Annotated in this window: 26 protein-coding genes and 2 pseudogenes; 16 read left to right on the forward strand and 12 right to left on the reverse strand. The window is 68.0% G+C overall.

Annotation, left to right across the window (positions count from 1 at the left end):
• Window positions 1-60 precede the first annotated feature (60 nt).
• The 3 genes from ON34_RS11980 to ON34_RS11990 are packed head-to-tail and all read left to right on the forward strand — an operon-like array spanning window position 61 to window position 3,658.
• Complete coding sequence (locus ON34_RS11980) at window positions 61-1,644, forward strand: FAD-dependent oxidoreductase (protein ID WP_063821665.1); 1,584 nt, start codon at window positions 61-63, stop codon at window positions 1,642-1,644.
• A complete protein-coding gene (gene hsaA / locus ON34_RS11985) occupies window positions 1,641-2,804 on the forward strand; it encodes a 3-hydroxy-9,10-secoandrosta-1,3,5(10)-triene-9,17-dione monooxygenase oxygenase subunit (RefSeq protein ID WP_040778301.1) in 1,164 nt (387 codons plus the stop codon). The genes ON34_RS11980 and hsaA overlap by 4 nt, the downstream gene beginning before the upstream one ends.
• Complete coding sequence (locus ON34_RS11990; protein ID WP_040778304.1) at window positions 2,804-3,658, forward strand: alpha/beta fold hydrolase; 855 nt, start codon at window positions 2,804-2,806, stop codon at window positions 3,656-3,658. The genes hsaA and ON34_RS11990 overlap by 1 nt, the downstream gene beginning before the upstream one ends.
• Window positions 3,659-3,671: 13 nt before the next feature.
• On the opposite strand, the gene ON34_RS38075 is transcribed toward ON34_RS11990, so the two are convergent.
• The 4 genes from ON34_RS38075 to ON34_RS12010 all read right to left on the reverse strand — a co-directional run bounded on the left by ON34_RS38075 (window position 3,672) and on the right by ON34_RS12010 (window position 8,771).
• Window positions 3,672-5,951 carry a LuxR C-terminal-related transcriptional regulator gene (locus tag ON34_RS38075; RefSeq protein WP_051022403.1) on the reverse strand — a complete coding sequence of 760 codons (2,280 nt, stop codon included), beginning with the start codon at window positions 5,949-5,951 and terminating at the stop codon, window positions 3,672-3,674.
• Between the two features lie 74 nt (window positions 5,952-6,025).
• Window positions 6,026-7,270, reverse strand: coding sequence for a bifunctional 3,4-dihydroxy-2-butanone-4-phosphate synthase/GTP cyclohydrolase II (locus ON34_RS12000; RefSeq protein ID WP_040778310.1), 1,245 nt, complete (start codon window positions 7,268-7,270; stop codon window positions 6,026-6,028).
• A 45-nt stretch (window positions 7,271-7,315) separates the two neighbouring features.
• Entirely contained in the window at window positions 7,316-7,891 is a 576-nt protein-coding gene (locus tag ON34_RS12005) for a PadR family transcriptional regulator (RefSeq protein ID WP_040778312.1), read from the reverse strand.
• Between the two features lie 37 nt (window positions 7,892-7,928).
• Window positions 7,929-8,771 (reverse strand): IclR family transcriptional regulator, encoded by an 843-nt coding sequence (locus ON34_RS12010; protein WP_083889335.1) that lies wholly within the window; start codon window positions 8,769-8,771, stop codon window positions 7,929-7,931.
• A 224-nt stretch (window positions 8,772-8,995) separates the two neighbouring features.
• On the opposite strand from ON34_RS12010, the gene ON34_RS12015 reads away from it, so the two are divergent.
• The 5 genes from ON34_RS12015 to ON34_RS12035 all read left to right on the forward strand — a co-directional run bounded on the left by ON34_RS12015 (window position 8,996) and on the right by ON34_RS12035 (window position 12,916).
• Window positions 8,996-9,502 (forward strand): flavin reductase family protein, encoded by a 507-nt coding sequence (locus ON34_RS12015; RefSeq protein ID WP_083889337.1) that lies wholly within the window; start codon window positions 8,996-8,998, stop codon window positions 9,500-9,502.
• Between the two features lie 94 nt (window positions 9,503-9,596).
• Complete coding sequence (locus tag ON34_RS12020; RefSeq protein WP_040778556.1) at window positions 9,597-10,739, forward strand: 3-ketosteroid-9-alpha-monooxygenase, oxygenase component; 1,143 nt, start codon at window positions 9,597-9,599, stop codon at window positions 10,737-10,739.
• Window positions 10,740-10,744: 5 nt separating this feature from the next.
• A complete protein-coding gene (locus ON34_RS12025; RefSeq protein ID WP_245547993.1) occupies window positions 10,745-10,978 on the forward strand; it encodes a hypothetical protein in 234 nt (77 codons plus the stop codon).
• Window positions 10,975-12,012, forward strand: coding sequence for a ferredoxin--NADP reductase (locus tag ON34_RS12030; protein WP_040778315.1), 1,038 nt, complete (start codon window positions 10,975-10,977; stop codon window positions 12,010-12,012). The genes ON34_RS12025 and ON34_RS12030 overlap by 4 nt, the downstream gene beginning before the upstream one ends.
• Before the next feature lie 16 nt (window positions 12,013-12,028).
• A complete protein-coding gene (locus ON34_RS12035) occupies window positions 12,029-12,916 on the forward strand; it encodes a VOC family protein (RefSeq protein WP_040778318.1) in 888 nt (295 codons plus the stop codon).
• 16 nt (window positions 12,917-12,932) lie between these two features.
• Here the strand turns inward: ON34_RS12035 and ON34_RS12040 are convergent, their stop codons facing one another.
• The 5 genes from ON34_RS12040 to ON34_RS12060 form a co-directional block, all read right to left on the reverse strand.
• Entirely contained in the window at window positions 12,933-13,193 is a 261-nt protein-coding gene (locus ON34_RS12040; protein WP_040778321.1) for a hypothetical protein, read from the reverse strand.
• Window positions 13,194-13,287: 94 nt separating this feature from the next.
• Window positions 13,288-13,434, reverse strand: a complete 147-nt coding sequence (locus ON34_RS12045) for a hypothetical protein (protein ID WP_157172273.1) — start codon at window positions 13,432-13,434, stop codon at window positions 13,288-13,290.
• A gap of 153 nt (window positions 13,435-13,587) precedes the next feature.
• A complete protein-coding gene (locus tag ON34_RS33510; RefSeq protein WP_083889339.1) occupies window positions 13,588-14,565 on the reverse strand; it encodes an AraC family transcriptional regulator in 978 nt (325 codons plus the stop codon).
• A 222-nt stretch (window positions 14,566-14,787) separates the two neighbouring features.
• Window positions 14,788-15,072: a cold-shock protein gene (locus ON34_RS33515; protein WP_051022424.1), complete on the reverse strand. Its 285-nt coding sequence runs from the start codon at window positions 15,070-15,072 to the stop codon at window positions 14,788-14,790.
• 375 nt (window positions 15,073-15,447) lie between these two features.
• Window positions 15,448-15,867 (reverse strand): Hsp20/alpha crystallin family protein, encoded by a 420-nt coding sequence (locus ON34_RS12060; protein WP_040778571.1) that lies wholly within the window; start codon window positions 15,865-15,867, stop codon window positions 15,448-15,450.
• A gap of 144 nt (window positions 15,868-16,011) precedes the next feature.
• Here ON34_RS12060 and ON34_RS12065 point away from each other — a divergent pair, with 144 nt between their 5' ends.
• Complete coding sequence (locus ON34_RS12065) at window positions 16,012-16,368, forward strand: MerR family transcriptional regulator (RefSeq protein WP_040778327.1); 357 nt, start codon at window positions 16,012-16,014, stop codon at window positions 16,366-16,368.
• Between the two features lie 70 nt (window positions 16,369-16,438).
• On the opposite strand, the gene ON34_RS35990 is transcribed toward ON34_RS12065, so the two are convergent.
• Both ON34_RS35990 and ON34_RS12070 read right to left on the reverse strand, forming a co-directional pair.
• The gene (locus tag ON34_RS35990) at window positions 16,439-16,600 is read right to left on the reverse strand and encodes a hypothetical protein (RefSeq protein ID WP_157172274.1); all 162 of its coding nucleotides are present in this window, start codon (window positions 16,598-16,600) and stop codon (window positions 16,439-16,441) included.
• A 164-nt stretch (window positions 16,601-16,764) separates the two neighbouring features.
• A complete protein-coding gene (locus ON34_RS12070) occupies window positions 16,765-17,817 on the reverse strand; it encodes a fused (3R)-hydroxyacyl-ACP dehydratase subunits HadA/HadB (RefSeq protein WP_051022405.1) in 1,053 nt (350 codons plus the stop codon).
• Window positions 17,818-18,645: 828 nt separating this feature from the next.
• On the opposite strand from ON34_RS12070, the gene ON34_RS12075 reads away from it, so the two are divergent.
• The 6 genes and pseudogenes from ON34_RS12075 to ON34_RS36000 all read left to right on the forward strand — a co-directional run.
• On the forward strand, window positions 18,646-19,548 hold the full coding sequence (locus tag ON34_RS12075; RefSeq protein ID WP_040778330.1) for a helix-turn-helix transcriptional regulator: 903 nt from the start codon (window positions 18,646-18,648) through the stop codon (window positions 19,546-19,548).
• Window positions 19,549-19,590: 42 nt separating this feature from the next.
• Window positions 19,591-20,028 (forward strand): hypothetical protein, encoded by a 438-nt coding sequence (locus ON34_RS12080; RefSeq protein WP_040778333.1) that lies wholly within the window; start codon window positions 19,591-19,593, stop codon window positions 20,026-20,028.
• 129 nt (window positions 20,029-20,157) lie between these two features.
• Window positions 20,158-20,655 carry a hypothetical protein gene (locus ON34_RS35995; protein WP_157172275.1) on the forward strand — a complete coding sequence of 166 codons (498 nt, stop codon included), beginning with the start codon at window positions 20,158-20,160 and terminating at the stop codon, window positions 20,653-20,655.
• Window positions 20,656-21,047: 392 nt separating this feature from the next.
• A complete protein-coding gene (locus ON34_RS12085; RefSeq protein ID WP_040778336.1) occupies window positions 21,048-21,251 on the forward strand; it encodes a hypothetical protein in 204 nt (67 codons plus the stop codon).
• Between the two features lie 177 nt (window positions 21,252-21,428).
• Window positions 21,429-21,986 (forward strand): annotated as a pseudogene (locus ON34_RS37555) (transposase); the annotation flags it as partial.
• Window positions 21,986-22,225, forward strand: a pseudogene (locus ON34_RS36000) (integrase core domain-containing protein); the annotation flags it as partial. The pseudogenes ON34_RS37555 and ON34_RS36000, both read left to right, overlap by 1 nt.
• A 362-nt stretch (window positions 22,226-22,587) precedes the next feature.
• On the opposite strand, the gene ON34_RS12100 reads toward ON34_RS36000, so the two are convergent.
• The gene (locus tag ON34_RS12100; RefSeq protein ID WP_051022425.1) at window positions 22,588-23,688 is read right to left on the reverse strand and encodes a helix-turn-helix transcriptional regulator; all 1,101 of its coding nucleotides are present in this window, start codon (window positions 23,686-23,688) and stop codon (window positions 22,588-22,590) included.
• 158 nt (window positions 23,689-23,846) lie between these two features.
• Between ON34_RS12100 and ON34_RS12105 the strand changes: the two genes are divergently transcribed.
• Window positions 23,847-25,307: an FAD/NAD(P)-binding protein gene (locus ON34_RS12105; RefSeq protein ID WP_040778343.1), complete on the forward strand. Its 1,461-nt coding sequence runs from the start codon at window positions 23,847-23,849 to the stop codon at window positions 25,305-25,307.
• The last annotated feature ends 87 nt before the right edge of the window (window positions 25,308-25,394 follow it).

The following is a 25,394-nucleotide window of genomic DNA, read 5'->3' on the forward strand; positions in this document are numbered from 1 at the left end:
GAGGGTCGCTCACCAAGACAGGCGACCAGGAACCTCCCGCGGCCGGGGAAAGTCGGTGCCATGAGTGGTCGTGATTCGGTCGCGCCCAGGGAGGCCGCCGAGGTGCGCGCCTACGACATCGAGACCGACGTGCTGGTGGTCGGTTACGGATGCGCCGGGGCCGCCGCGGCGTTCGAGGCGGCGCGGGCGGGCGCGCAGGTGCTGGTGCTGGATCGGATGGGTGGTCCCGGCGGCGCGTCGGCACTGTCGGGCGGCGAGATCTATCTCGGCGGCGGCACACCGATCCAAAAGGCGTGCGGCTTCGACGACGACCCGGCGGCCATGGCCGCGTTTCTGTCGGCCGCGCTCGGCCCGGGCGCCGATACAGAGAAGATCACTCGCTACAGCGAGGACAGCGTCGCGCATTTCCACTGGCTCGCCGCCCGCGGCGTACCGTTCAAGCCCACGTTGTGGGATGCGCCTGTCTGGGTGCCGCCCACGGACGACGGCCTCATGTGGCTGGGGGAGAACAGCTGGCCGTTCGCCGAACTCGCCCGGCCCGCGCCCCGCGGACATCGCCCGTCCGCCGCCGACTTCGGCGGCAAGCTGCTCATGGACCGCCTTGCCGAGGCCGCCCGATCCGCCGGTGCGACGGCGCTTTTCGACACTCGGGCGACCTGTCTGATCGTCGCGGACGACGGCGCGGTCGTCGGTGTGGTGGCTCGGCGGTACGGCACCGAGCTGTCTGTCCGGGCCCGCCGCGGCGTAGTGCTGACGACCGGCGGTTTCGTCGACAACGACGCCATGCTGGCGGCACATGCGCCGAAACTGCTGGGGCACACCAAGGTCAGCGCGGGCACCGATGACGGCAGCGGTATCCGGATGGCGCAGGCGATCGGCGCGGCCGTGCGGCACATGTCCACAGGGCAGGTCGGCATCTCGCTCGTCCCGGGCCTGGCCGCGCGCGGCATGGTGGTGAACGGGCATGGGCAGCGGTTCGTCAACGAGGACACCTACCCCGGCCGGATCGGTCAGGCGGCGCTGTTCGGGCCGGGCATGGACACCTGGGTCGTGCTGGACGAACGGGCCTACGACGAGGTGCCGCAGCAGCAGCGGTGGGGTGTTCGGCCCACGCATGTGGCCGAGACCGTCGAGGAACTCGCCGAGCTCATGGGCGTCCCGGCGGCCGCGCTGGCCGATACCGTCCGCCGATACAACGCCTTCGCCGCCGACGGTGTGGACCCCGAGTTCGGGAAAGCGGCGCGCTGGGTGCGGCCCCTCACGCCGCCGTTCGCCGCGATCGACGTCAAGGCGGGCGTGCGGCCACCGGCCGAGTCCGGCGATCGCCGCGGCACCGGCGCCTCCGTCTTCACTCTCGGCGGACTGCACACCTCGCTCGACGGCGCGGTGCTCGATATCGACGGCGCCGCGATTCCCGGCCTGTTCGCCGCGGGCCGCGCCGCCAGCAACCTGCACGGCGAGGGATACATCAGCGGCACCTCGCTCGGTGACGGCACCTTCTTCGGCCGCCGCGCGGGCGTCGCCGCGGCCCGCGACAACTCCAGCCGCACGGTGGGTTCCGATCATCGGGATGGATCGGATCCGACGGCGCCGCACCGGCCTAGCGTCGAAACGCAAGCACTACCAGGAGGACTACCGGTATGACCAACAAGGTGCTCGATCGGGTGCGGGATCTGCTGCCCGCGATCCGGGACCGAGCCGCCGACACCGACCTGCGGCGCAGCGTGCCCGACCAGAGCATCCGGGAGCTGACCGAGGCCGGCGTGTTCCGCATGCTGCAGCCGTCGCGCTTCGGCGGCGACGAATCCTCGCCGGTCGCGTTCTACGCGGTGATCCGCGCCATCGCCACCGCCTGCCCGTCCACAGCGTGGGTGTCGTCGGTGCTGGGCGCGCACCCGTGGCAGCTGGCGCTGTTCCCGCTGCGAGCGCAGGAAGATGTGTGGGGCGCCGATCCGGACACCCTGGTCTCGTCGTCGTACGCGCCGACCGGCAAGCTCACCCGCGTCGAGGGCGGGTTCGAGATCAGCGGTCGCTGGAGCTTCTCCTCCGGGTGCGATCACGCCCGCTGGGCCTTTCTCGGCGCGGTCGTGCCGAACGACGCGGGGGAAGCGGAGTACCTGACCGTTCTGGTGCCGCGCACCGACTACCGCATCGAGGACGTGTGGCATGTGTCGGGTCTGTCCGGCACCGGCAGCAACGACATCGTCATCGAGAACGCGTTCGTACCCGCCTACCGGACCTACAGCGCCAATGCGCAGGCGGAACTGCGCGGACCCGGGCAGGAGGTGAATACCGCACCGCTGTATCGGATCTCGTTCGGCGCGGTGTTCTCCAACACCATCACCGCACCCATCATCGGCGCCGCCGAGGGCGCTTACGAAGCGCATATCGAACGCATGCGGGAACGGGTGCGGATCTCGTATGGCGGGCAGAAAGCGGCGGAAGATCCATTCGCGCACGTCCGGGTGGCGCGCGCCGCCTCCGAGATCGACGCCGCCATCCTGCAGATGGAGCGCAACATCAGCGAGCAGCTGCGCTATGCCGAGGCGGGCGAGGAAATCCCCGTCGAACTGCGGGTGCGCAGCCGCCGCGACCAGGTGCGCGGCACCGAACGCGCCATCGAGGCCATCGACCTGCTCTTCGACAACTCCGGCGGCCACTCGATCCGCAAACCCAATCCGATCGAACGGCACTGGCGCGACGCGCACGCGGGCAGCGTGCACGTCATCAACGACGTCGAACGCGCGCTGGTTCTCTACGGCCGCGACGCGTTCGGGCTGCCGGTCACGGATCGGATGATCTGATGACGCTCACCGCCGAGAACACCACACGCTGGAGCACGACGGCCGGGCTGACACTGCGATACCACGAGGCCGGGGCAGGGTCGCCGCTCGTGCTGCTGCACGGCTCCGGGCCAGGCGTCTCGGGCTGGGTCAACTTCGGCGCGAATCTCCCGGTGCTCGCGCAGCGTTTCCGCTGCCTGATCGTGGATCAGCCGGGCTTCGGCGGCAGCGGCCGTCCCGAGGTGTACGAACGCAACTACCTGCGCATCTCGGCCGATGCGGTACTGGGCGTGCTCGATGACCTCTGCGTGGAACGCGCGCACCTGCTGGGTAATTCGATGGGCGGCGCGGTCGCGACGCTGCTGGCACTGGAGCATCCCGACCGGGTAGACCGGCTGGTGCTGATGGCGCCCGGCGGCGTCGGGGTGAATGTGCTGGGGCCGGAACCGTCCGAGGGGATCACGCGGCTGCTGGAGTTCAGCGCCGATCCCACCCGGCAGCGCCTGGTGTCCTGGCTGCGCACCATGGTGTCGGATCCGGCGATCCTGACCGACGAGCTGATCGACGCCCGACTGGCCGCCGCCTCGGATCCGGCCGCCATCGCCGCGCTGCGCGACGCCTACGCGACCTTCGCCGACCCCGCTCTCGCCGAACCGGTTCCGTTGTGGGCCCGGCTGCGCGCCCTGCGCTCGGAGACACAGATCCTGTGGGGTCGCGACGATCGGGTGACGCCGGTGGAGGCGTCGCTGTTGCCTGCGCGGCAGATTCCGCGCGCCGACCTGCGCGTCTTCGCCCGGTGCGGGCATTGGGTGCAGATCGAGCGCAAGTCGGCGTTCGAACGCGCCGTGGTCGATTTCCTCACCGCAGGGCTCTGATCGCGGCCGCCGGTCACAGTCCGTGATCCCGGACCCATCCCGCGATCTGGGTCCGGGAGGTGAAGCCCAGCTTGGTGAGAATGTGCTCGACGTGGGTTTCGGCGGTGCGCACCGAGATCACCAGGTCGGCGGCGATGCGTTTGTTGCTGTGACCGGCCGCCACCAGTCGGGCGACGTCCTTCTCGCGGCGGGTGAGGACGTCCGCCGCCTCGGACTCGGCGGCGGGCGCCCGCCCCGGTTGGGCCGCAGCGGGTGTGCGCCCCAGCGCGTAGTCGATCGCCTCGTCCAGCGACAGCGCCGCGCCGCTGTCGAAGATCTCCTGAAACGCTTTGTCGCCCAGAGCTTCTCGCACCTGGTTACGCATCTTGTCACCCAACACGCCGGTGATGGCGTGTGCCAGGCGTACCGTGCTGCGCGCCAGAATCTCCGCGGCGCCGAGCAGGCGCGCGGCCCGCTCGAAGTCACCGCGTGCGACCGCCGTCCACGCCAGTCCCTCGAACGCCGAAGCCAGCCAGACACATCGGTCGAACAGGCGGAACATCTCGATGGACCGGGCGAGATACTCGGTAGCGGCATCCTGATCGCCGCGTCGCCAGTGATCCAGGCCCATCGACCACTGCGCCAGGCCGCCGAGCAGATACGGTCGCCGTTCGGCGGTCAGGCTCAGCAGCCGCTCGGCGAAGACGGTGGAGCGCGCGTCGCCGAGCACCAGCGCACACACGAAGGCGAAGGCGAGGCTGTCCATCTCCATCGCGTGGTGGCCGCACTCCGCGGCCAGATGCACTGCCGTCTCGGCCAGTTCGAGCGCACGGGCGGTGTCGCCGTCGTTGAAGGCCAGCAGCGCCGAGTCCAGCATCGCCTCCGCGAGGATGTCCGGGGCGTTGAGTTTGCGTGCCGAGGCGACGCATTCGTCCACCAGCTGGCGAGCGGACCCACGATCCGAGAGCAGCGCCGCGAGCGAGGCCGCCGAGGACAGCGCGCGTGCGCGAAGCTCCGTCGGTTCGCTCGACTTCGCCAGCGCGTCGGTCAGCCAGCGATAGCCCTCGGTGAGGAAGCGGTTGTGCTCCCAGAACGGCCGCAGCACCGTGGCCATCTCCATCGCCGACTGCGGTGCGTCGGTGAGGCAGAACTGCAGAGCGGCGCGCAGATTCGCGTGCTCCCGGTTCAATTCCCGGAACCAGGCGGCGTCGTCGGAACTCCAGTACGCGGTCCGTCCGCGCAGCGCCAGCCGCCGGTAGTGATCGCGGTGGCGGGCCCGCACCGCGCGCTCGTCGCCGCGCTCGGCCAGCCGGTCCTGGGCGAACTGGCGGATCGGCTCCAGCATGGAGTACCGCCCGGCGTCGCCCTCGTACCGCAGGCTCAGCACTGATTTGTCCAGCAGGCCGGTGAGCGCGTCGACGAGGGTCCGCTGCCCGGAGTCGACCACGCACACCGCCTCGGCGGCCTCGTAATCGAAGCCGCCCGCGAAGACCGACAGCTGCTCCCACAACCGCTGTTCGGCGGGGGTGCACAGGTCGTAGCTCCAGCGGATCGCGCCCTCGATGGTCTGCTGCCGCTGCGGCGCGAGGCGCGGTCCCGCACTGAGCAGGCCCATGGTGTCGTCGAGCCGAGCGAGGATCTGTTCGGGGGTGAACATGCGAAACCGCAACGCGGCCAGTTCCAGTGCCAGCGGAATGCCGTCGAGCCTGCGGCAGATCGCCGCCAGCGCAGCGCGATTGGCGGCGGTCGCCGCGAAGCCGGGATTGGCGGCGCCGGCCCGCTCGGCGAGCAGCCGCAGCGCATCGCTGTCGGCGGACTCGCCGTCCGGTAGCGGCAGCGGCGCGACCGGCATGACCTGCTCGCCCTGCACCCCGAGCACCTCCCGGCTGGTCGCCAGCACCCGCACGTCGGCAGTGGTGGCCGCGATCGTCCCGACGAGCTCCGCGCAAGCGTCGACCAGGTGCTCGCAGTTGTCCAGGATCAACAGCAGCCGCTTGTCCGCGAGGAACTCGGTGAGCCGGGGCAGTGGCGCGGCCGTGTCATCACGCAGGGCAAGCACCTCCGCGACGGTCACCGTCACCAGATCGGGGTCGTGCACGTCGGCCAGCTCGACCAGCCACACCCCGTCCGGGAACGCGCGCGCGACCGTGACGCCGATCTGGCGCGACAGCCGGGTCTTGCCCACGCCACCCGGACCGAGCAGGGTCAGCACCCGTGTCGTCGGCAGCAGCCGCTTCGCGGCGGCGAGTTCTTCCCGGCGCCCGACGAAGCTGGTGACCTCGGCGGGGAGATTGCCGATTGGACGCCGCGCCATGGATGTCAACCCTATGTACCGCGCCTCGTGCGGAAGAGCATTCTGGGCAAATTCAACGCCGGAATCGCCCTGTCTCATCGGATGGCGACCGCGGCGTCGACCTCCGTCAGCTGGTGGCGCATACGGTCACGTTTGGCACGCAGATAGTGCCCGTTGTGCTCGGTCGGTCTCGTCTGCAAAGGGATTCGCCGTTCGACGGCGATGCCGCACTCGGTCAGCCCGGCCTGCTTGGCGGGATTGTTACTGAGCAGCCGCACCGACCGCACACCCAGGTCGCTGAGGATCCGCGCGGCCGCGCCGTAGCGGCGGGCATCGACGGGCAACCCGAGGCGGAGGTTCGCGTCGACGGTGTCGGCGCCCGCATCCTGCAGCTGGTAGGCGCGCAGCTTGTTGAGCAGCCCGATGCCGCGTCCTTCTTGCCCGCGCAGGTACACCACGACCCCGCGCCCCTCGGCCGCCACCGCCTGCATGGCGGCGTCCAGCTGCTCGCCGCAATCACAGCGCAACGAGCCGAACGCGTCGCCGGTGAGGCACTCCGAATGCACCCGGGTCAGCACGTCACGGTCTCCGGGCGCACCGAGAACCAGCGCGAGATGTTCGGCGTCGTTCGCCGCGTCCTGGTAGCCGATCAGCCGGAATTCACCGAAACGAGTGGGCAGCCGGGTCTCGACGACCCGGGCAACGCTCGACTCCAGCCGCTGGCGATAGTCGATCAGATCGGCGATGGAGATGATCGGAATCCCGTGCACCCTGGCCATGGTGAGCAATTCGGGCAGCCTGGCCATCGACCCGTCCTCGCGCACCACCTCGGCGATGACTCCGGCTGGGCGCAGGCCCGCCAGCCGCGCCAGGTCGACCGCGGCCTCGGTATGACCCTGCCGACCCAAGACGCCGCACGGATGCGCCCGCAGCGGGAACACGTGCCCGGGACGGGTGAGATCCTGCGGTGTGGTGGCGGGATCGGCGAGCACGCGCATGGTGTGGGCGCGGTCGGCGGCCGATATGCCGGTGCCGACACCCGCCGCGGCATCCACCGAGACCGTGTACGCGGTGCCCTTCGGATCCTGGTTGACCGCTGTCATCGGCGGCAGGTCGAGTCGATCCAGGTCGCCACCGGCCATGGGCACGCACAGGACGCCGCTGGTGTGCCGGACCAGGAACCCGATGTTCGCCGCCGTCGCCTTCTCCGCGGCCAGCACCAGGTCGCCTTCGTTCTCGCGGTTCTCGTCGTCCACGACGAGCGCCATGCCGCCGCTCGCGATCGCCGCTACCGCGGCAGGCACTGTGTCCAGTTCACCGGTCATCATCCGCCACGTCATATGCCTAATTGAAATATGACGGTGCGGGAACGACCAGGCGGCGTCTCACTCAGTGAGGCGATCGATATCGGCGAGCAAGTCCCTGGCGAAGTCGCGCTCGGCCTCGTAGTGCCGCACGCACCACCGCAGCACGAGTTCCGGATAGGCCCAGTCCGGATTGGCCTCGGCGCCGCGGGCGTCCGCCTCGGCGCGCTTGCGCATCTTCTCGGCGTAGCGGATGTGCTCGGTGAGGATCTCGCGCAGCCGGTCGGGCTCGGCGAGATTGCCGAGCCAGGCGCGCAGCATCACGCTGTGCTTGAGCACCGGCGCCTCGACCGGGGCGTGGTTGACCCAGCTCGCCGCGGCCGCACGTCCTTCCGGCGTGATGGCGTACATCCGCTTGCCGCGCACGCCGTCCTCCTGCACGACCGTGCGGGAAGTGGCGTAGCCGTGCTTCTCCAGGCGTTTGAGTTCGGCGTAGATCTGGCTGAACGACGGGCTCCAGTAGAAGAACTGCAGGCTCCAGTCGGCCCACTTCTTCAGGTCGTAGCCGGAGAGTTCCTCGGCGTGCGAGAGCATTCCGAGCACGGCCCACGCGGTGGTCGGCAGATCGGGCACCGCGGGTGTCACGCCATCGGTCATCGTCGGACTGTACCGCCCGGGCATATTCCGGCTCGAACTATCGCCAGCGGGCGCGGCGGGGGAACAGGGCCCGGCCCGCCTCATGGGAGATCTCGAGCAGAACCCGCGCCAGCTTGTCGAAGCTCATCGCGTCGACGCGCCCGGACAGCGACAGCGCAGCGGGCGCGGAGCCGCGGACGCGCAACGGCGCTGCGACACAGCCGATTCCGTCCAGCGCTTCCTGACGGTCCAGCGCCACGCCCTGGCGCAGCCGGATCTGGGCCAGCGTGCGATGCAGGACCTCGGGCTCGGTGATGGTGTGCGCGGTCAGTCGCGGCAGCCGGGAATGGAACGCGGCTTCGGCGACACTCGGCTCCAGGGAGGCCAGCATCGCCTTCCCGAGTGCGGTGCAGTGCGCGGGCATGCGGCCGCCGAGCCGGGTGGGAAGCATCGCGGCCAGGCGGCCACCGGCTTTGTCCAAGTACACGACCTCGTGTCCGTCGAGCACCGCCAGATGCCCGACCATGCCGGTGCGCTGACACAACTCGTGCAGCAGCGGGCTCACGGCGTCGCGGATCTCGTTGTGGTCGGCGGTGAGCCCGCCCAGTTCGAGCGCGCGCATGCCGAGCCGGTAACCGCCGGACGTGTGGGCCAGCCAGCGCAGCCGGATCATCTGGTCGAGGATCCGATGGACTGTCGACCGCGGCAGGCCGGTGCGCTCGACCAGACCGAGCAGGGTGAGTGTCGGGGTTGCGGCGTCGAACGCGTCCAGAATGAGGGTCATCCGTTCGATCATCGATACCGGCACCTCGGCGGTACCGGCTCGGGCGGCTCCGGCGCCGGCGCGGTGGGAGACCCGGCTGGTGCGCGCCTGCGTGCCGGGCAACAGGGTGACGGTCATCTGGACCTCCGTCGGTCACATTCGGTCTACGTCGACCAGGCATTACGTGCTCGGCCGTGTGTGTCTCCCCTCACACTGGCGGGTTCGTGACACGGATGAATCGGGAGAACTACGTAGCTTCTACCGATCTCCATCTCGGTGACCGAACCCCGATCTTGACGTCTCTCGGCCAGCGCCTGCTGTCATAGCTATCAGGTATATGCCTGATCGAAATAGGAGGCCCGATGGAACGGGTGCTGGCGATGGACGGATCGCCACTGGATGTGGGCGACTTCAAGGCCGTGCTGGGCCGCTTCTGCACCGGCGTCACGGTGATCACGGCGCGGTCCGAGGACGGGCCGATCGGATTCACCTGCCAATCCTTCTCCGCGCTGTCACTGGAGCCGCCCGCGGTGTGCTTCTGCCCCGCGCGCACGTCCACGTCGTGGCCGCGCATTCGCGCGGTGGGCCGGTTCTGCGTCAACATCCTGGCCCACGATCAGCAGGACCTCTGCCGACAGCTGGCGCGCAGCGGCGCGGACAAGTTCGCCGGGGTCGACTGGGAGCCCTCACCGAACGGATCGCCACGGCTGGCCGGAACCATGGCGTGGCTCGACGGCGAACTCGAGCGGGAGGTCGACGGCGGTGATCACACCATCGTGATCGCGCGAGTCACCGCGCTGTCGGAACACCGCGAGGCCGGGCCGCTGCTGTTCTACCGCTCCGCGTTCGGGCGGCTCGATGAGGCCTGAAGGGCCTCCCGGCCAGTGGGACTGGACATTTCCGCGCCGGGATCGCGAACCGAACTATCGAGATGACAAACGTGGGCGAATCGTGGAGGAACCGATGACTACCGACACCGAGGTCCGAGTGATCGACGCGGGTGCTCCGCCCGCCCGGTACGCGCGCGGCTGGCACTGCCTGGGTCTCGCGGAGGACTTCCGGGACGGGAAACCGCACACCGTCGCGATCTTCGGCACCGAACTGGTGGTGTTCGCCAGCGGTGACGGACAGCTCAACGTGCTGGACGCCTACTGCAGGCACATGGGCGGGAACCTGGGCGACGGACGGATCAAGGGGGACTCGATCGCCTGCCCGTTCCACGACTGGCGCTGGGGCGGCAACGGCCGCTGCACCGGCATTCCCTACGGTCGCCGGGTGCCGCCGCGGGCGCGGACCCGGGCGTGGGCGACGCTGGAGCAGAACAAGCAGCTGTTCGTGTGGAACGACCCGGAGGGCAACCCACCGCCGGAGCGGGTCACCATCCCGCGCATCGAGGGCGCCTTCAGCGACGAGTGGACCGACTGGACCTGGAACACCATGGTGATCGACGGCGCCAACTGCCGCGAGGTCATCGACAACGTGGTGGACATGGCCCACTTCTTCTACGTGCACTTCGGCTTCCCCACCTACTTCAAGAACGTCTTCGAGGGCCACATCGCCAGCCAGTACATGACCTCGGTGTCGCGCGAGGACATGATGGGGGAGACGGCGAAGGCGTTGGGCGGCAAGAACGTGCTGCACTCGGACGCCTCCTACTACGGCCCCTCCTACATGATCGACCACCTGCGCAGCGAGAGCGCGGGCCTCACGGTGGAGGGCATTCTGATCAACTGCCACTATCCGGTGACGCCGACGAAATTCGTGCTGCAGTACGGCGCGATCGTGCGCAAGCCGCACGGCGTGCCACCGGAGCAGGCCGAGGACATCGCGGCGAACTTCGCCGCCGGTCTCGGCCGCGGCTTCGAACAGGACGCCGCGATCTGGAAGCGCAAGACTCGTATCGACAATCCGCTGCTGTGCGAGGAGGACGGTCCCGTGTACCAGCTTCGCCGCTGGTACGAGCAGTTCTACACCGACGTGGCCGATATCGACCCGAAGATGACCGACCGGTTCGAGTTCGAGGTCGACACCACCCGTGCGGTCACGGCGTGGGAGGCGGAGGTCGCCCACAATCTGGCCGAGCAGCGCGCCGCCGCCGGATCCTGAGCGGGATGGCCATGGAACCGATTTCCTGCCGTGCCTGCGGAACCCGCGTGCTGGTCGAGAAGTTCAGCCCGCAGCACACCAGTGTGCAGTGGAGCACCGTCGCGGTGGCGGCGTGCGCCGAGTTCGCCGGGGCCGCCAGCGCGCGGGTGCGGACCTGTGTCGCTCTGCGCGACAGCATCGATGCCGCCGTCGCGATCGGCGCCCTCGAGGTCAGCACGCGAGACGGGGATGTGCGGTGAGCGGTCGCCCGGAGGAAATCCTCACTCTCCGCGTGGCGCAGGTGATCCGGGAAACCCGCGACGCCGTGTCGCTGGAGCTGGCTATCGCCTCGCAGCAGCCGAAAGAGGTCGAATACCGGCCGGGCCAGTTCCTGACCTTTCGGATACCGAGCGACCTGACCGGCTCGGTGAGCCGCTGCTACTCGCTGTCGAGCGCGCCGCACGAGAACGGGCCGCTGAAGGTCACGATCAAGCGGACGCCCGGCGGCTACGGATCGAACTGGCTGTGCGACAACGCTGTCGCGGGCATGGCCATCGACGTTCTGCCGCCCGCCGGCGTCTTCACGCCCGCCTCGCTCGACGACGACGTGCTGTTGGTCGCCGCGGGCAGCGGAATCACCCCGGTTCTGTCGATCCTGAAGTCGGTGCTGTCGGCCGGGTCAGGGCACTGCACGCTGATCTACGCCAATCGCGACGAGCAATCGGTCATCTTCGCCGCCGAACTCGCCGACCTGTCCGCCCGGCATCCGGACCGTCTGCTCGTGGTGCACTGGCTGGAGACGGTGCAGGGACTGCCGACCCGCGCGCAACTGGCGGCGCTGGCGCGGCCGTGGTGCGCTCGCGAGGCGTTCGTCTGCGGCCCCGGGCCCTTCATGGACGCCGTCTCCGACGCGCTGATCGGGCTGGGCGCCGACCGCAAGCGCGTGCACGTCGAGAAATTCGTGTCGCTGAGCGGCAACCCGTTCGAGACCGGCGCGCCGGAGCTCACCGATTCCGCCGACAGCGCCGCGGTGGAAGTCGAACTCGACGGCCAGACATACCGATTCCCGTGGCCGCGGCACCGAGCACTGCTCGACGTGCTGCTGGCCAACGGCCTGTCGGCGCCCTACTCGTGTCGCGAGGGCGCGTGCAGCGCCTGCACCTGCCGGATCGTCTCCGGACAGGTCGACATGCGGCACAACGACGTCCTCGACGACGCCGATCTGGCCGAGGGATACGTGCTGGCCTGCCAGGCGATCCCGGCCACCGACACGGTGCACGTCACCTATTCCTGAGGAGTACGACGAACACATGGCTGACATCGCCTCGCTCGGCTACGTCCGAGTCGCCATCGCCGATGTGGCGGCCTGGCGCGCCTTCGCTTTCGATGTGATGGGCTTCGCGCGGGCCACCGGACCGAATCCGGACAGCGTGTACCTGCGCATGGACGAGCACGCCTACCGCTTCGAACTCGTTCCCGCCGACCAGGACCGGGTGCTGGCCGTCGGCTGGGAGGTGCGGGACTATCGCGCGCTCGCCCGGGTGCGCGAAACGCTGGAGCGGGCGGGCGTCGCCGTCACACCGCTCGCGCCGGAGCAGGTCGATGCGCTGCGCGTGGAGGAAGCCTTCGCGTTCACCGATCCGGCCGGGTTCACCGTCGAGGTCTTCCACGGACCGGTGCTCGACCACAGCCCGGTCGTCACCGCCCATGGGAATCGGTTCGTCACCGAGGGGTTGGGGCTCGGCCATGTGGTTCTCCCGGTGCCCGACCTCGAGGAGGCGAACCGTTTCTACTGCGACGTGCTCGGATTCCTGCCGCGCGGCTCGTTCCGGGTGCCGACCCCGCCCGGGGCAGGGCCGGTTCGGGTTCGATTCCTGGGTGTCAATCAGCGCCACCACAGCCTCGCGCTGATCCCGGGCAGCCGTCCCGACGGCCCGGGACTGGTGCACATCATGGTCGAGGTCGACCGGCTCGACGCGGTGGGGCGGGCTCTCGACCGCGTCCAGCGGGCGGGCTACCCGCTGTCGTCGACCCTGGGGCGGCACACCAATGACAAGATGATCTCCTTCTATGTCCGCACTCCCGGCGGCTGGGATCTCGAATACGGCACCGAGGGTGTGCTCGTCGACGAAGCCACCTACAGCGCCGAGGAGATCACCGCCGACAGCTACTGGGGCCACGAATGGTCACGTGGCTGACCACGTGACGTCTGCTTCAGGCGCCGCGGAGGCGTATTTCGCTGTTCAGTTCGGTGGCCTGTTCGGTCAGCGCGGCGGCGTCCGGATCGTCTCCGAGACGGTCGGCGAGATCGGCGCGAGTCGCGAGGAGCATGCCGCGCGGTTCGGTGTCGGAACCCTGCTCGATCCGGACTCGTCCCTCTTCCAGGACGAGTCGTGCGTTCGGCTCGCTCATGGCCAGCAGTCGGCGCAGATCCTCTTCGCGGACCACGGTGGACCCGGAACCGCTGGTTGACATGGGCTCGGAAGCAGGTGTCTCGGGAGACGCGTTGTCGGATTCCATGGTGACTGGTTGCCCTGGCAAAACCGCCGGAAACCGGGCGCGGCTCGCGCTATTCCTCGTCCTTGTCTCCGCTTCGGGCCGCCTCCAGCGCTTCGGCCAACTCGGCGCGCAGACGCGCGGCGGTCGCTTCGTCGCCCGCGTCTTCGGCGGTGGTGATGTCCTGGTGGAGTTGGGCGATCACGTCTCGGAAAGCCATGTGTCCTCCCTTCTCGTGTTCGACCGCGCCCGGTGCGAGCGTGGCCACGGAGGCACGATTCGCTCCGCCCGTGCAGCATGACCGCTATCGCCGTGCCGAAACAGGGCCACGCCGTTCCCTGTGGCGCGGGTCGAGAAGGTCTCCGCTGGGTAGTCAGGTCCGCAAGGTGTAGCTGGGTGACCGACCGTAGCGGGCGGTGTAGGCGGCCGCGAAGCGGCCAGGATGGGCGAAGCCCCACCGTTCGGCGATGGCGGCCACGGTCGGCCCGGCTCCGGGCTCGGAAGCGGTCAGATCCTCGTGGGCGCGCTCGAGCCGCACCCGGCGGAGGTAACCCAGGGGCGTGGTGTCGTAGTGCCTGCGGAAATCGTGCTGGAGGGCGCGCGTGGTGACCCCGGCGGCCTCGGCGATGTCGGTGAGGGTCAGGGGTTGATCGGCATTGGCGTTGATGTAGTCGGTCGCGCGACGCAAGGCCACCGGGGTGATCGGGCCGGGGTCGCGGACGTAATCCACTGTCATCGCGGTGTTCGGGAAGGTGGTCAGCGCGGCGGCGGCGATCCCGGCGGTCGTCTGCTCGGCGACCAGGGGATTGCCCATCGGCGAATCGGGGTCCATGAGTTCGCGGTGAACCACGCCGACCAGCTCGCGCCAGTACCGTCCCATCGCGTGCGAGACCGGCTGCGCGGATTGGAACCGCACGCCTCCGGCGGGCGCGCCGACCTGCTCTTCCGCCGCCGCGGTGACCCGGTCCATCGGCAGCCGGAGCAGGGACATGTCGAGATCGTGCACTTCGAACGACAGCCCGACACCCATCGGGACGACCGCCACGTCGCCGGGGCGCAGGAACAGTTCCTCACCGCCGCGAAGCAGGTACCGGCCCGCGATCAGGTGTTCGAACACCAGGTAGTCGAATGGTTCGGAGTCGGTGGCGTAACCGATCGCGGCACGGACCCGGTCGGTGGCCATCGTGTCGGTGGCGACGCCCGTGACGGTGAACGTGGCCTCCGGTGAGACATCGAGAAATCGGGTGCGGGTGCCGGCGTACATGCGGTCGATGTAGTCGGTGATCTCGCCGGAGTCGGTCGAGGAGAATGCGTATCGCTCGACGGGCATGGGCGCGGTGGATGTCGACATTGTGTCGCCTCCTGCTCGGACGAGGGTCCAGGCCGCAGCTTGGGAGCTTCTGTCACGACGGCGTGCCCGAAGCCCCGCCGTCGCTCATCCTCCTATTGTCCTGCTTGCGGGACGATAGCTCCAGGTGTCTGCACAACCGGGTGAGTGATCGTCACGCACCGCCGAGCTCGCCGACCCCGCTGCATGGTGCGTCCGCGCGGGGCCGGCGATCCCGCCGATGGATCAGGCGTCCCCGGTCGCCCGAACCTCCGCGGTGCCGGGGAGCAGTGGGCGTACCGCCGTTGCTTCCGGGCCGCGTTTGCGCATGGTGGCGGTGAAGATGACGGGCTGATCCGCGCTGAGCGATTTGTAGCCGGTGGTCTCGATGCTGGTGTACTCGACGAAGACCGGCGTCGGATCGTCCGCGGGCCGGAGGAATCCGAACCCCTTTTCCACGTTGAACCAGATGACCGTGCCGCGGCGCCAGGGTTCGGCCGAGGTGCTCGGAGGGCTTTGCCGGTCGGTCACGAGGGTGGTCCTGGCCGCGGTCACGCGACGCTGCGGTGGGGCCGGTCGGAGTGCATGACCCGTTGCCACCAAGCGTCGAGCGGGCTGGGGTCGGGCCAGATGACCGGCGTTTCGGCCGGGCGCGCCGGCTCGGATTCGGTCGGTCGTGGCAGGGTGTCGCGTGGGTGGCTCGGTGCCATGATCGAATGCTCCATCAGGTGTTCCGTATGCAAGGATAGCCCTTCTGCGGTAGCGCCTTTCGCGTTCGGGCCGCGTGCGGGCCCGGACCGCCGGGCCCGCACGGAAGGGGTGACGTGACACTGGTCGCGGATCTGTTCCCCATCACTGAATCGGCATCACCTCACTTTCCAGCTCGGTGCGCAGATCCCGGCCGGGTCAGGCGTGGATCGCCTTGTGCCCGTCGCCGCGAGCGATCTCGATCTTGCGCGGCTTGGCCTTCTCCGCGACCGGAATCGTGAGACGAAGGACGCCGTCGGTGTAGTCGGCACGGATGTTGTCGGTGTCCAGGTTCTCGCCGAGGAACAGCTGGCGGCTGAACACGCCGCGCGAACGCTCGGCGGCGATCATCTCCCGGCCGGTGTCGAGTTCGGGGCGGCGCGCTCGCACCGTCACCACGTTGCGCTCGATGTCCAGGTCCAGGGAATCGGGGTCGATACCGGGCAGGTCGAACTCGACCACGAACTCGTCGCCCGCGCGCCAGGCATCCATCGGCATCACCGCTGGATGCGCCTTCGTGCCGAACACCTGCTGCGTCAAACGGTCCAGATCGCGGAAGGGATCGGTACGCATCAGCATGGTCGCCACCTCCAACTCACTCCATTCTCCGTAGTAGGGGTCAGATAACCTCTGTCATCCGACATAGATTTTTTATAGCACCGGGATAAGTTGAGTTCAAGGCGCTAAACTAGGAAATCTAGTTCGGACGAGAAGTGAGGATGGATGGCGCAGGAACGGGGCGACTCGGGGCATCTGCCGGACCCCGGTCAAGCGGTGTACGGGATCTCGGTGGCCGCTGGGCTGGCGGGCATCGGCGTGCAGACGCTGCGGCTGTACGAGCGCCACGGTTTGCTGACGCCCGCGCGGAGTGACGGCGGCACGCGCCGCTACAGCGGTAACGACCTGGCCCGGCTGCGGCGGATCACCGACCTGGTCGCCACGGGCGTGAACCTGGCGGGCATCCGTCGCATCCTCGACCTGGAGGACGCGAATGCCGACCTGCATGCCGACAACGACCGGCTGCAGGCCGACAACGTCCGCCTTCGCGACGCGCAGAAACGTCAGCGCGACCAGAGGTAGGTCCGTAGCCGCACCGCACGACAATGCCCGGCCTCCGTGTCATGGGGCCGCGCGATCGCCGAGCTGGGAATCAGACCGATGTGCGGGTGAGCCGAGCGTCCTGTACCTCGCGCCACCGCGCGCTGCCGCGGCGCGGAGAACGGAGTTCGGCCAAGCTGCGTGCGACGACCGTGGCATGGACCGCGATGACGGCCAGGGAAGCCGAGCCGATCACAGCAAGAAGCACAACCACGACAGATACCGGTCCTTTCGGGTGCGAGCGGGCCTGCTGCCCGCTCGATCGGGTACCGGAGTCCGCGTCCGCCGGTCGAGGGCGACCGCGCTCCGTCTCCAACGTGCCCCGGCTTCTCCGGACCAAACACACCGATTTGCGGTGCGGCCGGACGATACGTTCGATCACGCGAGGGCGACCTCGGCCGTCGCGCGGCCGAAGATCTTGCGCCCGTCCTGCTCGGCGGTGATCGCCACCGTGGCGGTTCGCGCGCCCGCGTCCAGGTGTTTGATCCGGCCGCGGAACTCGATCCGGCCGCCGCTCGCGCCGACCTGGACCGGGCTGGTCAGCCGCACGTTGTAGGCGCGCAGGGCGCCGGGGTCGCCCAGCCAGGAGGTGATCAAGTCCACGCTCAGCCCGATCGTCAGCATGCCTTGGGCGACAACGGTTTCCAACCCCATCCGGGCGGCGATCTCGTCGCTCCAGTGGATCGGGTTCGGGTCACCCGCGACTCCGGCGTAGTTGACCAGGTCGCCGCGACTGATGGTGAGCATGCGCGGCGGAATCTCCTCGCCGGGAGCCACGGCGTCGAACCGCCGCGCGTGCGCGCTCACCGGAACGGTGTGCGGTTCTCGCAGGGGCTCGGTGACCGGCCCGACGTACCGCGGGTGCGTGGGACGGTGCGCCCTCCGCGCGTCGGGGTGCGCGCCGTGCATCACGACCGCGTCGAGCGAAACCGGGACGGTGTCGTCGGGGCGCCCCACCATGCTGGTCCGCGAGGTGACGACGGGCCGATCCTCCTGGTCCAGGATGGTCTGGCGCAGCACGATGAGGTCGCCGCCGAAGGCGCGCCGGAACGAGTCGAGGCCGACCTCGAACCCGATCCGGTCACCGGCCAGCAGCGGGCGATGGAGTTCGACCATCTGATCGGTCTGGATCATCCGGCTCAGGTCGTAGCCGGGCAGGATCGTGTCGAGCACTTCGGCATAGACCAGATAGCCGGGGACCGCGCCGAAAGTCGGCGGCGCCAGCAGGCTGTCGTAGCCGAGACCGGCCGCCGCGTCCTCCGACCAGTGCGCGGGGTGGTGGTTGCGCACCGCACGGGCGTATTCGCGAATCTTCTCCCGTCCCACCTCGTAGTAATCGCAGGCGCGATACCGGCGGCCCACCATCGACATGGCAAGCGCCGCGGGATCGGTCACCGCGGTGGTATCGGACGTCGATTGCATGCTGGACATCGCGGGGCAATCTACCCAACTGGAGCCGGAATCCTGGTCAGCCCGCATCGCACGACGTTTCGCCGTCGGCTTGGTCGGCGACAAGTGGTGGCCGACTGCGGTGACCCGGGGGGACCACACGGCGGCAGGCGGGCAAGTCCCTGAGGGATATGTTTCGCGGTTATCGTTTCGTTATCGCGAAATGCGAGTGTCCTGCTTTGCGCATTCGAATGCGTGCAGAAATATGACTCTCCGGATCCTGGCTCGACGACACCGTGGTGTTTCGAAATTCATGCGCGGCTCGGTGATATTCCCGCGAGGCCGGATGGGTCGCATCGGGCCTGCCGACGGAGATCGGAGGACCGCATCATGGCATCCAGCGCCAATGGTCGGCCTGAGCAACGCCCACAACGACATTCGCGCTCAGCCCTCGCTGCCGCGGTTGCCGCCCTGGCCGCCGTCGCCGTGCTCGCTGCCGCCGCGCCCGCCGGCGCTGAGCCGTCATCGGGTGGCATCCCCGGTTTTCCCGAGATCCAGGTCCCGATACCCGGTGGATTCCGCGGCTTTTCGGGGATTCTGCGGTTCATTCCGCCCCAGCCCCCGCCTCCGGAGCCACAGATGCCGCTGGGCCGCATCGTCGGCGCAGCCCACCCCGGCTCGATGCCGTCGACCCCGGCGATCCGGGCGGGTCGGCCGTAGCACGAGACCATTGCCGCTCGCTGCCACTCGGACGGCATGACCACCTCGTCCCGACCGCGGCACTCGTCGAGAAGACGGGCCGACACGCCTGGCAAAAACTGGTACTGACAGCACCTGGATACCTGTAGCCCCGTACGGGAAGATCACAGAATGACTGATGTGGCCGATGTTCAGGCCGTGCGCAAGGCTCGGCGCGCCGAACTGGGAGCGTTCCTGAAATCTCGGCGTGCCAGGATCTCACCGGAGGATGTGGGACTGCCTCCGGGCCCGCGAAGGCGGACGCCCGGTCTTCGGCGCGAAGAGGTCGCGCAGCTGGCTGGGATCGGCATCACGTGGTACACGTGGCTCGAGCAAGGGCGCAGCATCAATGTGAGTGTTCAGGTGTTGAACGCGGTGGCTCGGACGTTGTCGTTGGATGCGGCGGAGAAGGCGCATTTGTATCGGCTGGCGGATGTGCCGACGGTGCCGGTGGCGCATGCGGGTACGGCGTTGCCGGAGGAGTTGCAGGTGATTTTGGATCATCTGGAGCCGTTGCCGGGTGTGGTGTTGAGTGCGCGGTATGACGTGCTGGCGCACAACAAGTCGTATGAGGCGTTGTGCCCGGGGTTTCTGTTGGGGGAGCGGAATGTGGCGCGGCGGGTGTTCCTGACTCCGGAGTGCTGCAATACCTATCACCATAATTGGGATGATCTGCGTCGGATGGTGGGTTATCTGCGTGGGGCGTATGCGAAGAATTTGGGTGATCCGGATTGGGAGGAGTTCATCGCGGAGTTGTGTTCGCAGAGTGCGAGTTTCGCGTCGTTGTGGGCGTTGAATGATGTGGCGGTTCCGGCGAGTCGGACGAAGCAGGTGCGGAATTTGGCGGTGGGGGAGTTGGAGATGTTCTTGACGAGTATGTCGTTGCCGTCGGTGCCGCATGCGTGGATGCAGGTGTATACGCCGACCGATGAGGGGGCGTGGGGGAAGTTGCGGGCGTTGCTGGCGTTGAGTCCGGAGGAGCGGGCGCGTCCGTGGGCGGAGCATCGGGAGCTGTATCACGCTGCGGCTGGGTGAGGGCCATGATTGATTCGGTGCGGTGAGCGATGATTGCGGCGCGTGGGCGCACCGGATGGCTTGGCTCGCCGGTGGACTGAGGTCGGCGGGACTGCGAACGGTCCCACAGGCGTCGGACTTCTGCGACCGAACGACGCGCAAAAGCAGGAACGGCAGACGGCGCTGGAACGCGCGGCGGGTCCGCTGACACCACCGGACAACGCCGACCGCACCACCAAGAAGAGCATCGAGCAAGCCGAGCGTGTTGCGGCCAAGGCGGCAGCACGCTCGCGCCGGGGAGTCGACTCCACCAGGTTCGGCCGCCTCCGCCGCGTCGGCCCGCCGGACTCGCGCATGCCCGACCCGTACGGCTACGGCGAGACCGAGGATCCGGCGCCGTCGCCGAAGAAGTCCTCTACGCCTGAATGGGAGCGGCACACGCCGCCCCCGGGACACAACTACGGCCAGCAGCACCGCCGCGACCACGGATGCGAGCGCTGAACCACGGCAGCTTGCCCCTGGATTAGCGCAGGGTTTGTGTCCAGGGGGTAATCCAGGCGCTGATCCATCCCTCGCAGCTCGGTGAGCTGCGGTGTTCGTACGGGTTCGTGGCTGTATGCCGACGTCGTCATGCCGGTGTTCGTCGTCCGTCTCGACTACGACTTCTGGTACGAGGTGGCCCGAGAAGAGGGCACACTCGCGGCCGATGAGGAGCCGTTCCTTGATTCGGCCGGGCATGCCTACTATATCCAATATCCGCAAATGCCGCATAACGGTCGTTTGGGAACGCGGCGCTCACCAATTGCCGGCGCGATACCCTGTTTCAATTCTGTACTACTGGCGGTGGTCCCGCGACTGGCAACGTGGTGGTCACACAACGGTGGCAAACGACACAAACGTCCTATATTGCCGCCGGGCGCGCGTTCGCCAGAGTCACCAAGCGGTGCCGTCGGCGTTTATGGACAACGCCTTGTGTCGTTCGCGGTTCTCCGCAACGATGCGGCATTCTGGCCTGATTCCGGGCCGCACCGTTCGCTTGATGAGGCGCGGATCACGGCAGAAATATGCGGTGGTTGTGGCTGGTGCCGCCCGGTGGTGATCTTCGGGCTGATCGTGCTGTTCTCGTAGATTCCGGTTCTCGACACGAAACCGCGCGGCGTCCACTGGAGGGCAAGCCTGCCGCTGAGGCAGGCGCGGCAGCAGGCTCCTGGACGTGCTCACGCAGCCGGGGCTCGGTCGGGCCGAATGGCCTTTCCTGGCACTTCCGCGCATCCAGAGTGGTGTCCATCCCCGTCCTCTGGATGTCCACCCCGTCCATCGGAAGGCTGGGCGGAAGGGTGGAAGGCCGGATGGAAGGGGGTGGAAGGTCGGTCGGAAGGAGATGATCGCAGGGGGGTGCGTCGAGCGGATTTTTGGCGATAAGTCATGGTGCAAAGGGTGTGCCAACGTATACCCACAGGGGGTATTGGGGTGACAGTCTCGCTCGATTCCTGTCGGTGCCCGGGGTGACCATTCGAGTTATGCAGTCTCGCTCATACGATCAGGTCGGTCCGCTCATCCCGCACCCGGTCACCCTCGATACGGAGTGGAACGCCGAGTGCGGCCATCACCTGTCGGCGTGGTGCCTGGGCTGCTCGACGTGCACCGACTGCACCCAGACGTGCTACTGCGGCGCCGCCGAAGACGAGGACCCACCCGTCTACCTTCTCGATCTCGCCAGCTGATCCGGATCAGGCCGACCGCGCCGTCGGCTGCACGGTCCGTGCCCATCGACGGCCCGGGGGTCTGTCAGGAACTTTGGGGGTGGAGGTGATCCCGAACAGGTGCTGAAGTAGCCTGCCGCTGCTTCGGCGAGGAAGGATCACCTTGAACGACACGCAACTCGGACTGCTGGTGGCGGGCTGGATGTTCGGATCGCGCACGAGCTGGTGGAGCAGGCCCGCAGCGAGGGGCTGTCACTGACCGGGGCCGATGGTTTGCTGACGGCGGTGACCCGCCGCGTCATCGAGGCCGCCCTGGAAGCGGAGATGACCGAGCACCTCGGATACGCCAAAGGCGATCGTGCGGCGGCGGCCGAGACCACGGGTGACGATCACCGCAACGGCACCAGCCGTAAGAAGGTGCATACCGATATCGGGCCGGTAACCGTGGATGTGCCTCGTGACCGCGCCGGAGGGTTCGAGCCACAGATCCTGCCCAAGCATGCGCGGCGGGTGGCCGGGTTCGACGAGGCGGTGGTCAGCTTGTATGCCAAGGGGCTCACGACCGGGGAGATCCGCGCTCATCTGGCCGAGATCTATGGCGCCGATATCTCGCGGGAGACGATCTCCAAGATCACCGACGCCGTGGCCGGCGAGTTGGCCGAATGGCAGTCCCGACCACTCGATCGCGTGTACGCGGTCGTGATGATCGACTGTATCTGGGTCAAGATCCGCGATGGTCAGGTCGCCTCGCGCCCGGGTCGATGGGCCGTGTCGGCGCGGCCGGTGACAATGCCGCCATGGAGAGTTTCTTCGCGCTGCTGCAGAAGAATGTCCTCGACCGCCGATCCTGGTGCAGCCGTGAGGAATTGCGCATCGCGATCGTCACCTGGATCGAACGGACCTACCACCGCCGCCGACGCCAAGCTACCCTCGGCCGTTTGACGCCGGTCGAATACGAGACCATCATGACCCCACCGGCCAGTCAGGCCGCGTGATCGAATCTGTCACCCGATCGTGCAGCAGTCCCACGCGGTTCGGCGGTCCCAACCCATGTGGGAAGTGGCGGGCTCGATCTGCAAGAAGTCGCCCACGACCGTAGCGGCTTCTGGCGTAGTCCATGCCACACGCCGAGCGCGATGGCGATGTCGAGCCCATGCGGAATCAATTCCACCACACGGGTGATCATGAACTCGCGCAACAGGATTCCCTTGCCGCACCGAGTGGTGATCAGGCGATCGGCGGGTTGCCCCGATATCGACGTGTCGGTCTGCCGCCGTGTGTCGTCGAATGCCGCGGCGATGCCCACCTCAGGTGGCTGCTGAGCTGCTCCTTCCAGCACCCTTCGACTCGCTGTTCGCTACGGGTGGCGGGCACTTTCGGGCGCTACGAGCGGTTCGTAGTGCTCGGTGTACAGCTTCGCGACCAGCTCACCCCGACTCGCTACGGCAACCTTCTGGAAAATCGTCTTCACATGGTCTCGGACCGTGTGTGGCGACAGGAACAATCGGCTCGCGATCTCAGCGGTAGACAGCCCGCGCGCGATGAGTTCGGTGACTTCGTGTTCCCGAGATGTCAGTTCGTAGGCGGCGATGACCAGCGTGGCGATCTCCGACACCGGCGCTGGTCCGATCGTCATCGCGGTCATCTTCGTGGTGCCATCGGCACCGCGCAGGCACGAGGCATGACATACCAGCCATCCACCGGTGAGCGCGCGCATGCGGATTCGCGCATTGCCACCCGTCTCGCGCGCACGACCGACGGTGCTACGAATCCACACCGGCAGGGGCAGGTCGATCCCGGACGGCGTCGCCGCACGAGGGCCCGGCGGCATATCGGCGAGGAAGCGGCGGGCCTCGTCATTGATCGACGTCAGGTTTCCCGCACGATCGAACAGCAGCATTCCCGGCGTATCGGAGGGCCGACGCGGCGGCTCCGCGGATTGGGCGTACGAGCGCAGCCGCTGGGCCATCGGACTCGACAACGAGCCGACCACTGCAATCTCCTCGGCCCGGAAGGGCGCTCGACCGCGCTCGCGGAATAGACTCAGCTGTCCCCAAGGCCTGCCATCGATCCGGAACACGGCGCGCAGTTCGTCGTCGAAGCCTCTCGGCCGCATGAAGTCCCGATACAACGGGCTCGACATCAAACGACCACCGGTGGCCTCCCGCAACCCGGCAACCGGCACCGGAGACTTCGTCAAATGCCGAAAGGGATTGACGGCATCGGCGAGAAATTCAGATTCCCAGTAGATGCCGCACCCACCCTGCTGGAGATTTTCGATCCGCACCGGCGCCGCGGTCAACCCGTTGATCGGATCAGTGGCAACCCATACGGCGGCGTCGAAGGGGGCGACGCGGCGCAGGCGGTCCGACGTCACGGCGAACAGGCTCGCCGCGTCGCGCGCCGCGGCGATTCCTGTTAGGAGACCGCCCGACGGATCACTGGTCGACCTGCTCATGCCCGCCATGATTCCCGCGCACGAGGAGTCGTACAACCCCTCACGTGAGGGGTTGTACGACGGTGTCGAAACCCCCCGATCGAGGGATGGGATGTCGAACGGCGGCCGATGAAGCTGGTCGACGCACGTCCGTAAAGTCTCGATAGAGGGAATCAACCATGCATATCGGAATCGTCGGCGCGGGAATGGCTACGGTGGCCCTGCTCGACGCGCTCGCCGGCTCGGCCGCGAAGCCGGGCGCGATCACGGTGTTCGAGAGTTCATCCGCCGTCTGGCGCGGCCGCGCATACCAACGCGACCAGGAGTCCGTACGAGTGAACGCGCCACCGATGGCCATGACCGCCCGCGGTGGAGACCTGGATCATTACCTGCGTTGGTTGGGGGAACGGCCTGAGCTCGCCCGTTTCCTCGACGAAGGACTCGGCCTACCGGTCGTTCCGCGCGCGGTGTACGGACGATACTTGGAACACACCGCGGAAACCGCCATCGCCAACCTGCGCCAGGACGGGTGGCGGGTGAGCGTCGTCAATTCCGGCGTCACCGGGTTCTCTCGAGATCCCAACGCCACCTTGCACACTGCCGACGGCGGCACATTTCCAGTGGATCGCGCGGTGCTGTCCATCGGCGGCGGGCAGCCACGTGACAGCTATGGGCTCGCCGACATGCCGGGATACGTGCATGAGCCGTACCCCCTGCACGGCAGATTGGTAGGAGTCGCCGCGGACCGGCACGTCGCTGTCATCGGCAGCGGACTGACCGCCGTCGATATTGTCACCGGGCTGGTCTCCCGTGGACACACCGGTCCGATCAGCCTGATGTCGCGAAGCGGCGTCCTGCCCGCCGTGCAACAACGTCCCATTCGATATGAGCCGCGGTATTTGACGCCCGAATACGCGTTGCAACGAGTCCGCGACAACCAAGGGCAGGCGACACTCACCATGCTGATCGACCTGATGAAGAACGAGCTCTCCGAACTCGGGCACGATTTCCGGACGCTGGCCGAGGAGGTCATCGGCAACGACACCGAACCTCCCGTGCAACGGCTGCGGCGCCAGCTGTCCTTGGTCGCGGACCCGCATCAGGGGCGGCGACTGCTCGGTCGGGCCATCCGAACCGTCGTGCCAGCGGTATGGCCGCTGTTCCGCGAACAAGACAAGACGATGCTGCGCAGCGCACACTTCCGCACCATCAACTGCCTGAGTTCACCCATGGTGCCGCACAACGCGAATATCCTGCTGAGACTTCTGGATTCCGGCCAGGTACGGCTGCGGCCGGGATTGCAGAAGATCCAGCCGCACTCCAACGCCGGATTCACGGTGACCGACAACACCGAGTGGACCGCCGACGTGGTGATCAATGCCGTCAACCCACCGGCCTACACCGTGCCACAGGCTGCCGAGGGGTTGGTGCGTTCGCTCTTGACCTCCGCATCCGCCGAACGGCACCCGTTCGGGGGCCTGACCACTCAACACGGCACCGGCAGGCTTCTCATCTCGGGTCGGCCCCAAGGCATTTGGTACGCGCAGGGCAATATCGCGAGCACCTCGACATTCATCGCGACCGACCCCACAGGTCTGGCGCACGAGGCGGCACGACTCGCCCGAGCTCTCACCACCTGAGATGACCAACCGGCCCGCCCACCACACCGCATACGCATCGCTATCTCACCAGCATGCTCATCATCCGGGCATCGCGATTCGTTGGGA

This window comes from Nocardia pneumoniae NBRC 100136, assembly GCF_000308755.1.
GTDB classification, from domain to species: Bacteria; Actinomycetota; Actinomycetes; order Mycobacteriales; family Mycobacteriaceae; genus Nocardia; species Nocardia pneumoniae.